The 13997-nt window shown below is 69.1% G+C and carries 9 protein-coding genes; all 9 read left to right on the forward strand.

Going from position 1 to position 13997, the window contains the following annotated elements:
• Positions 1–17 precede the first annotated feature (17 nt).
• The 9 genes from bcsE to bcsZ are packed head-to-tail and all read left to right on the forward strand — an operon-like array spanning position 18 to position 13988.
• On the forward strand, positions 18–1556 hold the full coding sequence (gene bcsE, locus N7590_RS11645) for a cellulose biosynthesis protein BcsE (protein ID WP_164242539.1): 1539 nt from the start codon (positions 18–20) through the stop codon (positions 1554–1556).
• On the forward strand, positions 1553–1732 hold the full coding sequence (gene bcsF / locus N7590_RS11650) for a cellulose biosynthesis protein BcsF (RefSeq protein WP_040008940.1): 180 nt from the start codon (positions 1553–1555) through the stop codon (positions 1730–1732). Before bcsE ends, bcsF begins: the two co-directional genes overlap by 4 nt.
• A complete protein-coding gene (gene bcsG, locus N7590_RS11655; protein WP_164242538.1) occupies positions 1729–3360 on the forward strand; it encodes a cellulose biosynthesis protein BcsG in 1632 nt (543 codons plus the stop codon). Before bcsF ends, bcsG begins: the two co-directional genes overlap by 4 nt.
• Positions 3360–3539, forward strand: coding sequence for a cellulose biosynthesis protein BcsR (gene bcsR / locus N7590_RS11660; RefSeq protein ID WP_053509792.1), 180 nt, complete (start codon positions 3360–3362; stop codon positions 3537–3539). Before bcsG ends, bcsR begins: the two co-directional genes overlap by 1 nt.
• Positions 3536–4291 carry a cellulose biosynthesis protein BcsQ gene (gene bcsQ, locus N7590_RS11665; protein ID WP_164242537.1) on the forward strand — a complete coding sequence of 252 codons (756 nt, stop codon included), beginning with the start codon at positions 3536–3538 and terminating at the stop codon, positions 4289–4291. The genes bcsR and bcsQ overlap by 4 nt, the downstream gene beginning before the upstream one ends.
• Positions 4291–6915: a UDP-forming cellulose synthase catalytic subunit gene (gene bcsA / locus N7590_RS11670; protein ID WP_164242536.1), complete on the forward strand. Its 2625-nt coding sequence runs from the start codon at positions 4291–4293 to the stop codon at positions 6913–6915. Before bcsQ ends, bcsA begins: the two co-directional genes overlap by 1 nt.
• Positions 6912–9281 carry a cellulose biosynthesis cyclic di-GMP-binding regulatory protein BcsB gene (gene bcsB, locus N7590_RS11675; protein WP_164242535.1) on the forward strand — a complete coding sequence of 790 codons (2370 nt, stop codon included), beginning with the start codon at positions 6912–6914 and terminating at the stop codon, positions 9279–9281. The genes bcsA and bcsB overlap by 4 nt, the downstream gene beginning before the upstream one ends.
• Positions 9281–12862 carry a cellulose synthase complex outer membrane protein BcsC gene (bcsC, locus tag N7590_RS11680; protein WP_164242534.1) on the forward strand — a complete coding sequence of 1194 codons (3582 nt, stop codon included), beginning with the start codon at positions 9281–9283 and terminating at the stop codon, positions 12860–12862. Before bcsB ends, bcsC begins: the two co-directional genes overlap by 1 nt.
• A complete protein-coding gene (gene bcsZ / locus N7590_RS11685) occupies positions 12846–13988 on the forward strand; it encodes a cellulose synthase complex periplasmic endoglucanase BcsZ (RefSeq protein ID WP_164242533.1) in 1143 nt (380 codons plus the stop codon). The genes bcsC and bcsZ overlap by 17 nt, the downstream gene beginning before the upstream one ends.
• Positions 13989–13997 lie beyond the last annotated feature (9 nt).

A 13997-nucleotide genomic window follows, 5' to 3' on the forward strand; every position in this document is an offset into this window, starting at 1 on the left:
CGTTGAAAGGACCCGGCGTGACAGCAGCCCACCTTGCCATAGCCGGATTGCCTTCGGAGTTCGTTGAGATGCGCGGGGGCGGCCTGTACTGGGTCGTCGCGGCCGGCAGCGCGCCGACCGACCTGCTCGGTGCCGGCGTGCTGTCCACCGCCGCTGCGCTGCAGGACGCCGTTCTGGTGACGCTGGGCCGTGGCGCCGAGCCGATGTTGTCGCTGCTGGCGGACGATCAGGGGCCGCTGCGCCTGCGCCTGTTCCAGCGTTCCCACCACGGCATGCAGCAGGCGCTGCGTGGCTTGCCGCAGGACCTGCCGCGGGTGGCGTCCGCCGCCACCGGGCTCAGCCTGGTGCAGTTTCCGGTTGCTGCGCTGGATGGCTGGGATGACACGCGCCTGGCGCGCTGGTGCGAACGGCTGCAACGCTGGGCCGGGCAGACCGGCCAGATCGTGCTGCTGCTCTGCCATGGTGAAGTCGCCACCCTGGCACCACGCCTGCTGCCCTTGAACCGCGCCTGCGCCGGCGTGGCCCAGCTGCACCCGCATCGCGGCGCCCTGCAGCTGCTGCTGCACTACTGGTCGAACAGCCATGGCGTGGTCGCGCAGCGTTCCTTTGGCGTGGTGCAGGAGGGCTCGGGCCTGCGCCACGTGGCCGAGGCCGATACCGCTGACGAGGCTGCCAGCCTTGCCAGCGGAAGTGATCGCGACGTCTTCCTCGCCCAGGCCGACGTGCTGGAGGGCGCGCCGCCGCTGTCCGCCGCATGGCGCCTCTATGATGGCTGGGCCGGCCTGCTGCCGGCCGCATTGCAGGCGCGCGAGGCCACCGTGGTGCTGGCCATCAACGAGAACGCCCAGGTGGACGCGCTGGCCCGGCTGCTGCACCGCCTGCGCCGCGAGCGCGGCACCGCGCTGAAGCTGGTCGTGCGCGAGCTTCAGCCCTGCCTGCGTTACGCCGACGAACGCCTGCTGATGCAGTGCGGGTGCAGCCTGGTGGTGCCGGCCGACACGCCGCTGCCACGCCTGCTGACGCTGCTGGAAACCGTGCAGCGGCAACGCTGGCAGGGCCAGCTGGCCGATGACCCGGAGCCGCTGATCCGCGCCCATCGGCCGCCATCGCTGAGCGGCCTGGTCAATGCCGCACGTTTCCGCCAGATCGCCGCAGAACGCATCGACCAGGACGGCAGCGCGGTGGAAAGCGCGGTGCTGGCCCTGCAGCCGGTTGCCGGCCTGCGCGCCGAACAGACCCTGCAACAGCTGCGCATCCGCCGCCAGGGTGATCTTGCCTGTATCTATCGCGGGCAGGTCCGCCTGTTCCTGTTCGGTTGCCGTCGCGATGCGGTCGAGCAGGCGCTGGGCAATCTGTTCCGCCTGCCATGGCGCGAACTGTTTGATGGCTATCAGCGTCTTGCCGAATACGACATCGCTGCCATGAACCCGAGCGGCAGCGATCCGGACGCCGAGCTGCTGCCCGAGGCGCCGGTTGCCTTGCCCGCAGTGGCTCCGGTGCGGGAAGCGCCGGCCGTCGTTGCCCCGAAGCCGCTGCGGCTGGGAGATACCGCATGACCACCGACCAGCAACTCTGGACCCTGATCGTCGCCTGCGCGGTCGTGATGATCCCCTTCGGGGCCATGCTGGGCACCCTGTGGCGCGGGCTGCGCCGCCGTGCCACGCGCTGGTTGCCGCCCCGCCATCTGCGCCGCGCCGGCGTGCGCCAGCGTGCGCCGCGGAGCGCTGCATGAGTCCGCAGAACGTTCCTGCATCTCCGTTCGCATGGGCCGACCTGCGTGGCTGGAACCTGTATTTCCTGTCCAAGGTGGTGCTGTCCTGGATGGGCGCGCTGGACCTGAAGATCCTGCCCAACCTGTTGTTCCTGGGGGCGCTGCTGGTTCCGCTGCGCTGGCGCTGGGCACGCATCGCACGCACCGTCGTGGCCGTGCCGGTGGGCGTGGCGCTCTATTACCAGGACACCTGGTGGCCACCGTTCCAGCGCCTGCTGGTGCAACCGGGCGTGCTGGATTTCTCGGCCGACTACTGGCTCGAACTGGCCCAGCGCTTCATCAACTGGCAGATGGTGGCGGTGCTCGCGCTGCTGCTGGTGGCCTACTTCCTGCTCAAGCCGTGGCTGCGCATCACCACCCTGAGCGTGCTGGGCATGCTCGGCCTGGCCGTCATGGCGATACCGATGCCGGCCGGCTGGAACTGGGGGCAGGGCACCGCCACGGCGGCCAGCACGGGGACCGCCGGGGCGACGACAGGGGGACTGCCGCCCGCCAACAACGACACGCTCAATGCGTGGCTGAGCAGTTTCTACCAGCAGCAGGCCAGCCTGAAGACCAGCTTCCCGGCACCGGCCAGCGGTGCTCCGTTCGACGTCATCATCCTCAACATCTGCTCGCTGGCGTGGAGCGACCTGGATGAAGTCGGGCTGCGCCAGAACAACCTGCTCGACCACATGGACGTGGTGTTCGACGATTTCAATTCGGCCACCGCCTACAGCGGCCCGGCGGCGATCCGGCTGCTGCGCGCCAGCTGTGGCCAGACCTCGCATACCAAGCTGTTCGACCCGGTGCCTGCCGAGTGCCAGCTGTTCTCGAACCTGCAGCGGCTGGGCTTCCAGAGCGAGCTGGCGATGAACCACGATGGCCACTTCGACGACTTCATCGGCGAGCTGCACCAGTACGGTGGGCTGCAGGCACAGCCGATGGATATCAGCGCCTTCCCGAAGGCGCTGGTGGCGTTCGACAAGTCGCCACTGCGTCGCGATGGCGACGTGCTGATGGCCTGGTGGAAGCAGCGACTGGCCGAAGCCCCGCAGCAGGTGGCGCTGTTCTACAACACGATCTCGCTGCATGACGGCAACCGCATCGTCGGTGCCGATGGCCGTTCCAATGCCGCCGACTACAAGGCGCGCGCGGAAATGGTGCTGGGTGATATGGCCGGTTTTGTCGATGCGGTTGAAAAGAGCGGCCGGCGCGCCATGATCGTGGTGGTCCCCGAGCATGGCGCCGCGCTGCACGGTGACCGCATGCAGATTCCGGGCATGCGCGAGATTCCCAGCCCGTCGATCACCCACGTGCCGGTGGGCGTCAAGCTGGTCGGGATGGGCGCACCGGCGGCCGGTGGCCCGCGCCACATTCCCGAGCCGAGCAGCTACCTGGCCGTGTCCGAGCTGGTCTCGCGCGTCTACGCGCTCAACGCGCAGTCGCCGCCGAGCGAACGCAACTGGGACAGCCTGCTCAAGGGCCTGCCGCAGACGCCCTCGGTGTCGGAGAACGAAGGCGCCAAGGTCATCGACTACGGCGGCAAACCCTGGCTGCAGTTGCAGGGCAGCCAGACCTGGAGCCCCTACCCGGAGGATGCGCGCTGATGCCTGCCGACATTCTTGCCGTGCCCTCCACCCTGTCCGTGGAAGAGGACGACATCGATCTGCTGCGCCGCAGCCTGGACATGCCGGAGCTGCCCTACGTGGATTTCTCGGCCCAGCATGAACGTGCCCAGGCGCTGGCGCGCTGGCCGCTGCTGGCGGAACTGGAGCGGCGCGGATGAGCAACCTGTTGTCCCTGCAGGGAGTCCATGGCGGCACCGGCGTGACCACGGTGCTGGCCGCGCTGGGGCAGGGCCTGCATGCCCAGGGCCAGCGCGTGCTGCTGGTGGAATGCAGTCCCGACCAGATGCTCGGCCTGCATCTGGGCCTGCCCGCCGATGTCGAACGTGGCTGGGCGCATGCACAGCTGGACGGCAGCGACTGGCGCGATGCCGCCTTTGCCATCGCGCCCGGCTTGGCCGTGCTGCCCTATGGCCGGGTGGATGCCGAGGGCGCGATGCAGGTCGAGCAGCAGCTGCGCCAGGCGCCTTCGACCTGGGCCGATCGCCTGCCGCTGCTGCAGACCCAGTTCGACTGGGTGCTGTTCGATCTGCCGCAGCGCCTGCCGGCACATGCGGCAGCCATCAACCAGCACGCGCACTGCACCCTGCCGTTGCGCCTGGCCTGCGTCGATCCGGTCAGTCATGTGGTCCTGCAACGGCAGCAGGACGACGAGCGCCTGGTGCTGGCCAACCGCTACGATCCGGCCGTTCCGGTGCAGCGCGATCTGATGCAGCTGTGGCTGCACACCCATGCCAGGCGGCTGGTGCCGCAGCCGTTGCATGAGGATGCGCGGGTGCCGGCCGCACTCGCCAGCAAGCAACCGCTGCGGCGTTACGCGGCGAACTCGCTGGCCGCGGCCGACGTCGATGGCCTGGTGCTGTGGTGCCTGGCTGAAGCGGCGCGGCGGCAGCACCGCGAAGGCGGCCCCTGATGGGCGCCCGGGTCTACTACCTGGGCTGGGGGCGCCTGCGCGAGCGTGTGCATGCGTCCTGGCCGACGCGGGCGCTGCTGTGGTTGCTGCAATGGACCGGGTGGGCCTTCCTGCGCCTGGAGGGACCGGCCTGGCAGTCGATCGCGCCGCGCCTGCGCAACGCCTTCCCGCAGATCCAGGGTGACCGTCGCTGGCGTCCGGGTGATCCGCTGCGCCTGCTGATCCAGGCCGCCTGGCTGTCACTGGTGCGGCTGGTGCCGAAGGCGTCGAAGCGGCGGCAGCGCCTGGCCGAAGCCAACCGCCAGCGGATTGCCGAGCTTCGCGGCGCCGCAGGCCGAGGCCGCCTGCGCTATCTGCGGGCGATGAGCGATGCGCCCAGCGAATTCTGGAACAGCCGTTTCGCAGGCTGGTTCGGGCAGCGCGTCCGCGCCCTGTCGCCGCGCTCGCGGCATCTGCTGACGCTGCTGATCGGCTTGCTCACGCTCGGGCTGGCGGCGCTGTGCATCACCCAACCGTTCACCTACGTCGCGCAGTTCGTGTTCGTGCTGCTGCTGTGGGTCATCGCCCTGCTGGTGCGGCGCATGCAGGGCCGCTACGCCACGCTGGTGCTGGTGGTGCTGTCGATCACCGTCTCCTGCCGCTACCTGTGGTGGCGCTATACCGCCACGCTGAACTGGAACAGCACCTTCGACCTGGTCTGCGGCGTGATCCTGCTGGCTGCGGAAACCTACTCCTGGCTGGTGCTGATGCTGGGCTACGTGCAGGTCGCCTGGCCGTTGCGCAGGCGACCTGCGCCGCTGCCGGCCGACGTGCGGCAATGGCCGACGGTGGACGTGCTGATTCCCACCTACAACGAAGACCTGGCGCTGGTACGGCATACCGTATACGCCGCGATGGGCCTGGACTGGCCTGCGGACAAACTGCGCATCCACATCCTGGATGACGGCAAGCGCGAGGAGTTCCGTGCCTTCGCCGAGCGCGCCGGGGTGAACTACATCACCCGCACCGACAACCGCCATGCCAAGGCCGGCAATCTCAACCATGCGCTCACCCTGATCGATGGCGAGCTGGTGGCGATCTTCGACAGCGACCATCTGCCGGTGCGCTCGTTCCTGCAGATCACCTGTGGCTGGTTCCTGCGTGACCCGAAGCTGGCGCTGGTGCAGACCCCGCATCACTTCTTCTCCGCCGACCCGTTCGAGCGCAACCTGCAGGTGTTCCGCAACGATCCCAACGAAGGCGAGCTGTTCTACGGGCTGGTGCAGGACGGCAACGATCTGTGGAACGCGGCGTTCTTCTGTGGCTCCTGCGCGGTGCTGCGGCGCGAGGCGATCGATGCGATCGGCGGCTTCGCCACCGAGACCGTCACCGAAGATGCGCATACCGCCCTGCGCCTGCACCGCAAGGGCTGGAATTCGGCTTACCTGCGCATCCCGCAGGCGGCCGGGCTGGCCACCGACAGCCTTGGCGCGCACGTCAACCAGCGCATCCGCTGGGCGCGCGGCATGGTGCAGATCTTCCGCATCGACAACCCATTGCTGGGCAAGGGGCTGAGCCTGTTCCAGCGCTTCTGCTATGCCAACGCCATGCTGCATTTCCTTGCCGGCATCCCGCGGCTGGTGTTCCTGACCGCGCCGCTGGCGTTCCTGCTGCTGCACGTCTACATCATCTACGCCCCGGCGCTGGCCATCCTGCTGTTCGTGGTGCCGCACATGGCCCATGCCAGCCTCACCAATGCCCGCATCCAGGGCAAGTACCGCCGCCCGTTCTGGGGCGAGGTGTATGAGACCGTGCTGGCCTGGTACATCGCGCGTCCCACCACGGTGGCACTGTTCAGCCCGGGGCGCGGCAAGTTCAACGTCACCGACAAGGGCGGCACCCAGGCCGGTGACCGCTTCGACTGGCGGGTGGCGCGGCCCTATCTGGTGCTGGCACTGCTGAACGTGCTGGGCCTTTGTTTTGCCGTGTGGCGGTTCATGCACGGGCCGGCCGATGAACGTGGCACGGTGGTCGTCAGCTCGCTGTGGGTGCTGTACAACCTGCTGATCATCGGCGGAGCGCTGGCCGTGGCCGCCGAAGTGCAGCAGGTGCGGCGCACCCATCGCGTCACCACCCGCCTGCCGATGGCGCTGGAGATTCCCGATGGCCGGCGCCTGCGCGGCGTGCTGCAGGATTACTCCAACGATGGCGTTGGCGTTGAGCTGGGCGAAGATGCCCAGCTCGCCGAAGGCCAGCAGGTACAGGTGCTGCTGGGTCGCGGCCGGCGTGAATTCGCTTTCCCGGCACGCGTGCAGCGCACCGTCGGTCACCGCCTGGGCCTGCTGCTGCTGTTCGAGGACGAGCGCCAGCGCGTGGAGTTCGCCCAGTGCACGTTCGCGCGCGCGGACGCGTGGCTCGACTGGCATGCCGGCTATCAACCCAAGAGCCTGCCGCGCAGCCTATGGAGCGTGCTGGTCCTGGGCTGGCGCGGTTACCGCCGGATGGGCGATTTCACTCCGTTCGACCTCGACCGCCCCGCACACTGGAATCGTCGCCTGCTGCGATGGCTCGCCAGTTTTGCCCCGCAACGTCCGCTTCCTTCCCACCCGGCTGACCCAGCCGCTGATCCAGGGCTTCGTCCATGAGCATTCCGTCTTCTCTGCGCTGGCTGCTGTTGCCCCTGCTGGCCCTGCCGGTGGCATCCGGCAACAGCGCACCTGCTCCGGTTCCGCTGCCGCCGCCCGCACCGGCAAATGCCGCACCGGTGGCAGCACCGCCTGCGCTGCCCGCGACCTCGGCCACCCCCGCGGTTCCGGCCGAAGCTGCGGCGCTGACCCAGACCTGGGCCGGCAGCGCCTGGCCCTGGCAGCGGCAGAGCACGTTCGCCCAGCTGGGGCGCCGCCAGGACACCCTGCTGTCCGGCGTGCGCAACGCCACCACGTTCGAGTTCCAGGTCCGCCGCGACCGCCTGGTGCGCGATGCGGAACTGGACCTGAGCTTCACGCCTTCGCCGTCGTTGCTGCCGACCCTGTCGCATCTGCGGGTCTACCTCAACGACGCGATGATGGGCGTGGTGCCGATCAGCAATGATCAGCTGGGTCGCCCGGTGCAGGCCAAGCTGCCGCTGGATGCGCGGCTGATCGCCGACTTCAACCAGGTGCGGCTGGAGTTCGTCGGCCACTACACCGACATCTGCGAAGAACCCACGCACAGTTCGCTGTGGGTCAACCTGTCCAGCAACAGCACCCTGCGCCTGGGCGGGCAGCCGCTGGCGATGCAGGACGACCTGGCGAACTTCCCGCTGCCGTTCTTCGATCCGCGCGACACCGCGCGGCTCGAACTGCCGGTGGTGTTCGCCGGCACCCCGAGCCTGGCACAGCAGCGCGCGGCGGCGGTGATGTCGTCGTACTTCGGCAGCCTTGCCGGCTGGTGGCGGCAGGCGCGGTTCCCGGTGAGCTTCGGCGCGCTGCCCGAGAAGGGCCATGCGGTGGTGCTGGCCGTGAATGGGAAATTCCCCGCGGTGATCGGCAACCACGCGCCGGTGAAGGGCCCGGTGATCGAGTTGATGGCACTGCCGGACGACCCGCAGCGCAAGCTGCTGCTGGTGCTGGGCCGCAACGATGACGACCTGCAGAAGGCAGTGGCTGCGATGGCGGCCGGCAACGTGCTGTTCCGTGGGCGCCAGGTCAGCATTGACGAGATCAAGCCGCTGGCCCCGCGCAAGCCGTATGACGCCCCGAACTGGGTGCGCACCGACCGCGCCGTGCGCCTGGCCGAACTGCTGGACTATCCGCAGCAGCTGCATGCCAACGGCGTGTCGCCGCAGCCGATCACGGTCAACCTCAACCTGCCGCCGGATCTGTTCATCTGGCGCAACCAGGGCATTCCGCTGAACCTGCGCTACCGCTACACGCCGCCCTTCGGCAGCGACGAGTCGCGGCTGGGTGTTGCGATCAACGATCAGTTCATTTCCAGCTTCCCGCTGGTGCGGCGCACCGGCAAGCAGGGCCTGGAAGAGATCCGTCTGCCGGTGCTGGCCGGTGATGCCGGTGCCGACGATGGACGCCTGTTGATTCCTGCACTCAAGCTGGGTGACCGCAACCAGCTGCGCTTCGACTTCAACTTCGCCAGCGTGATGGGCAGCGCGCAGCGCGATCATTGCCAGACCGTGCTGCCACCGAACCTGCAGGCGGCGATCGAGGAAGATTCAACCATCGACTTCTCCGGCTTCCATCACTACATGGGTCTGCCGGACCTGTCTGCATTCGCCCTGAGCGGTTTCCCGTTCACCCGCATGGCCGACCTGTCCGAGACCGTCGTGCTGGTGCCGCCCGCTCCCAGCGAGGCGCAGGTCAGCCTGCTGTTGAACCTGGTGGGCGGCCTGGGCGTGCAGACCGGCTACCCCGCCTACGGCCTGCGCCTGTCCGATGACTGGAAGCAGGCCAGCGCGCTCGATGCGGACCTGCTGATGCTGGGCGCATTGCCGGCCGAGCTGCGCGGCAGCCAGCAGCTTTCGCTGCTGATCGATGACCAGCGCACGCGGCTGCTGAACGGCCAGTCGCCTTCGCCGCAGCAGGCGATGGAGCAGGCACGGCGTGGCAGCCGTGATGGCGACCCGGCAGTGACCGAGGTTGCGGTGACGGCGCAGGCACCGTTTGCCGCGATCATCGGCATGCAGTCGCCGCGTCATGCCCAGCGCAGCATCGTCTCGCTGGCCGCCAGCAATGCCGCGGACTATGGCCTGCTCGACGACGCGCTCAGCGATACCGGCAAGCGCGAGGCAATTGCCGGCTCGGTGGCGATCCTGCGCACGTCCGGCATCCACAGCCAGTTCGTGGGTGAGCACTACTACGTTGGCGCGCTGCCGTGGTGGCTGCTGCTGTGGTACCACCTGGCCGACCATCCCGCATTGCTGGCGGTGCTGGCCACACTGGTGGTGCTGATGTTCGCCTTCCTGCTGTGGCGCACGCTGCGCTGGGTGGCCGCCAAGCGCCTGGATCCGGGGCACTGATGGCGCGCACGCGGCACCCGCTGGTGACGGCGTCGGGGCTGGTCCTGCTGGGACTGGCCGGTGCCGGCCCGTGCGCGGCGCAGGCGTTGCCGGCCACACCGGGAGGCACGGTGGCCGAGCAACGCCAATGGCTGCTGCAGCAGGTGCGCATCGGCGAGGCCACCGGCCGCCAGAGCCTGATCGAAGACGCGTTGGCGCGGCTGCGGATGCTGGCACCGGATGATCGCGGCACGCTGGTGGCGATCCTGGAAGTGCAGTTGTCGCAGCAGAAGCTGGACGATGCCGAAGCCACGCTGGCACGGCTGCGCCAGATCGGCGCAGGCAGCCGCGAGCTGGCGGCCGGCGAACGCCTGTGGCAGGCCTATCGCGGCGACCTTCAGCAGGAACTGCAGCAGGCCCGCCTGTTCGCCGCCGGTGGTCGCAGCGAGGAAGCACTGGCGATCTACCGGCGCCTGTTCAACGACGACCCGCCGGGCCTGCAGCTGGGCCTGGAATACTGGCGGCTTCGCGGTACCCAGGCCGAAGGCCGTGCACCGGCGATCCGTGCGCTCACCGAGCTCGATCGCAGCTACCCGGGCAATGTCACCCTGCTGCAGGCACTGTCGCAGCTGCTGTTCGCTGCGGGCCGCGACAGCGAGGCACTGGCGGCGCTGCAACGCATGGGGCGCAACCCGGAAGCGCGCGGCATGGCCGCCGACGCCGAATGGGCCTATCTGAAGGATCAGGCTGCCGACGAACGCAGCGTGCGCCGCCTGCAGGACTTCATCACCCGCAATCCCACGTTTACCGACATCGCACTGGTGCGCGAGCGCTACGCGGACCAGCACAAGCGGGTCAGTGACCCGGCGTGGCGTGCCGGGCTGCGCGGCCAGCAGCTGCTGGACGCGGGCCGCAATGAAGACGCCGAGCGCGCCTTCCTGCAGGCGCTGCGAGGCTATCCACGCGAGCCAGGCCTGCTTGGCGGGTTGGGCATGGCGTTGATGCGCCAGGGCCGCCGCGAGCAGGCCATCGCCTACTTCCAGCGCGCGGTGCAGGCGACACCGGCCGGCGACAGCAATGACAAATGGCGCGACCTGATCGCCAGCACCCGCTACTGGCTGCAGCTGGACCAGGCCGATGCCGCGCTGACGGCGGGCCGCCTGGACGAGGCCGAGCGCCTGTACGCGCAGGCACGGCGGCAACAGCCGCGCGACGTCAATGCCGCGCTGGGACTGGTCGACGTCGCCGTCGCGCGCGGTGACGATGCGGCTGCCGAACGCCAGCTGCAGAGCGCGCGGCGGATCGCGCCCAACGATGCCAACGTGGTGCGCAAGCTGGTGCAGCTGTATGGCCGCACCGATCCGCAGCGGCTGGAGGCCTTCATCAACGCGCTGCCTGCCGCACAGCGCAAGCTGTATGCCGAAGACCTGCGCCAGTTGCAGATCACGCGGCTGCGCGAACGCCGCGAGCAGGCGCTGGCCGCCGGTGACGCCGCCACCGCCATCGAACTGGGAACGCAGCTGCGCGCGGAACTGCCCGGAGATGCCTGGCTGGCCTATGCCCTCGGCAACGAGCTGCGTGCGGCGGGGCGGGAGCAGGATGCCGATGCCGTGGTGGCCGACATGGCCCGGCGCAACGGCAGTGCAGAGGCGCGTTATGCGCAGGCGCTGTACCTGTCCGGGTCCGATCGCCTGCCGCAGGCACTGGCCGTGCTCGATGCACTTCCCCAGGCGCAATGGGACGATGACATCCGCGCGCTGTCGGCGCGCCTGCACCGGCAGCAGCTGACCGACCATCTGTGGGAGCTGCGCGCGCAGGGCCGGGAGGCCGAGGCCATCGCCCTGCTGCTGCAGCAACCGCCCAGCACCGACAACGACATGCTGCTGGCCGAGTGGGCCCGCCTGCGCGGTGACCACGCGCAGGCACTGCACTATTACCAGCGCGTGCTGGCCGCACAGCCGGACAACGTTGATGCGCAGCTGGGCCGGATCCAGGCCTGGATCGGCAGCGGCGACCTGGCCAGCGCACGCCGCCAGATGCAGGATGCACCGCCCCAGGTTGCCGATGAGGCGACGGGGCAGCAGCGCCAGCTCGCCACCATCTGGACCGACCTGCGCGAGGACGCGAAGGCGCTCGCGATCCTGCGTGCGCTGCTGGCACGCAGGACCGCGCCCGATGCACAGTCCTGGCGCGACGCGGCACGGCTGGTTCGCCGTGATGATCCGCAGCAGGCGCTGGACATGTATGCGCAGGCGATGGCTGACAACGGGCTGCTGGCACCGGCACAGGCAGCACCGCGCGACAACCGCGCGCTGACCCTGGCCAGCCGCGAGACCGCAGGCGACGACTGGCTGCGTCGCAGCCTGCGCAGTGATGTCGAAACCCTGTACCAGCAGGAGAATCCCACCCTGACCGTGATGCAGGATACGGGTCGCCGCAGCGATGGCACGCCGGGCATCTCGCGGCTGTCGCGTGATACCCGCATCGCGCACCTCGACGCGCCGTTCGCCGGTGGGCTGGGCTGGGCGCGCATCGAGCAGGTGCAGTTCGATGCCGGGCGCTTCCAGACCGATGCCAACGGCGCCTACGACGAGGACTTCGGCAGCTGCGATCTGGACCTGGTCCAGGCCGACGGCACGCGCCTGCGTGCACCGGGCTGCACCCGGTTCGTGCATCAGCAACGCACGTCCGGTGCCGGCTTCGCCGTCGGCTGGCGCACGCTGGACGATCGCTGGAATTTCGATATCGGCCACACCCCTTCCAACTATGCGGTCGGCAACTGGCTCGGCGGCCTCACCTTCAATGGAGACCTGGGCCGATTCGGCTGGGGAGCCACCGTATCGCGGCGGCCGATGACCAATTCGCTGCTGTCGCAGGCCGGTGCATACGATCCGCGCAGCGGCATCCGCTGGGGCGGTGTCACCGCCAATGGCCTGACCTTCAGCCTGGGCTACGACCAGGGCGGCCGCAATGGCGTCTGGTCGAACTGGAGCTGGCATCGCCTGACCGGCGAGAACGTGGTGGACAACACGCGTGCCCGTGCGATGGTTGGCTGGTACCACAAGCTGATCCAGCGCACCGACATGCGCCTGGATGTCGGTACCACCGCGATGTACTGGCGTTACCAGAAGGATCTGGGCGGTTACTCGCTGGGCCAGGGCGGCTATTACAGCCCGCAGCGCTACGCATCGCTGAGCCTGCCGGTGAGCTTCGCCTGGCGCAACGACAACTGGTCGGTACGCCTGGACGGATCGGTAAGCGTGTCCAGCGCGCGGACGTCCTCGATCAGCCGTTACCCGGACCAGGCACTGATCGAACGCGTGATCGCGCAGCTGGAACCGCAGTACGGCCCGCTGACACTGGATCAGGCGGGCCTGTACACCGGCGACAGCAAGAGCACCGGCACCGGCTACCGCCTGTACGGTGCGGTGGAGCGCCGGCTGGGTGACCACTTCGTGCTGGGCGCCGCCGGTACCCTGCAGCGCAGCCGCGACTTCTCGCCGAACTCGTTCCAGCTCTACCTGCGCTATACCTTCAAACCCTGGCAGGGCAACCTGCCGTTGCCGGTCTCTCCGTTGGTGCCCTATGGCGAATTCCGCTGACCTGCACCGCCGGCGCCTGCTGCAGGCGGCCGTGGCCGTGCCGTTGCTCGGCTGGGGTGCCGCGCAGGCGCAACCGGCGCCATCGGCATCGCGCTGGCCCGCGTGGCAGGTGCTGCTCGACAGCAGCCTGAGCCGCGACGGGCGCATGATCGATCGCAGCCAGGACGATCAGCGCAGCACCTCCGAAGGGCAGTCCTATGCACTGTTCTTTGCGCTGGTGGCCAATGACCAGGCCCTGTTCGATCGCATCCTGGCCTGGACGCAGGACAACCTGGCCGGCGGTGACATGCGCCAGCGCCTGCCGGCCTGGTTGTGGGGGCGGGATGCCAAGGGGGGCTGGCAGGTACTGGACAGCAACCCCGCCTCTGACTCGGATCTGTGGCTGGCCTATGCGCTGCTGGAAGGTGCGCGCCTGTGGCGGCGTCCGGCATTGCAGGCCATCGCCGAAGGCATGCTGCAGCAGGTGCGCGAGCGCGAGATCGTGCAGCTGCCGGAACTGGGGCCGATGCTGCTGCCCGGCCCGCAGGGCTTCGTCGAAGGCGATGCGACCCGGATCAACCCCAGCTATCTGCCGTTGCCGCTGCTGCGGCGGTTTGCATCGGTTGACCGCAAGGGGCCGTGGCCGGCACTGGCGGCAAACACGGTGCGGATGCTGCAGCAGAGCAGCCCGCACGGATTCGCGCCGGACTGGACGGCCTGGCAGGCCGGCGGTTTCGTGGCCGACCCGGTGAAGGGTGCGGTCGGCAGCTACGACGCGATCCGCTGTTACACCTGGGCCGGCATGACCGCGCCGCGCGATCCGCTGTTCCGGCCGCAGCTGGCTGCGTTGTCCGGCCCGCTGCAGCGCCTGCGCAGCGGCGCCGCCATGTGGGAAAAGATCGACACCCGCAGCGGGCAGGGGCAGGGCGAAGGCAATTACGGCTTCCGCGCGGCGTTGCTGCCGTATCTGCTGGCCCAGGGAGAAAACGAGCGCGCCCGTGCACTGCAGGCCAGCCTGCCCAGCGCCGAGCAGCAGCGCGCCGATGCCCCGGCGTACTACTCGCAGATGCTCAGCCTGTTCGGGCTGGGCTGGGCCGAAGGGCGCTGGCGCTTCAACGCCGACGGCAGGCTGCAGCCGCGCTGGTGAGCCGCGCGC

Origin of the sequence: Stenotrophomonas sp. GD04024 (assembly GCF_029837545.1) — a bacterium.
GTDB classification, from domain to species: Bacteria; Pseudomonadota; Gammaproteobacteria; order Xanthomonadales; family Xanthomonadaceae; genus Stenotrophomonas; species Stenotrophomonas forensis.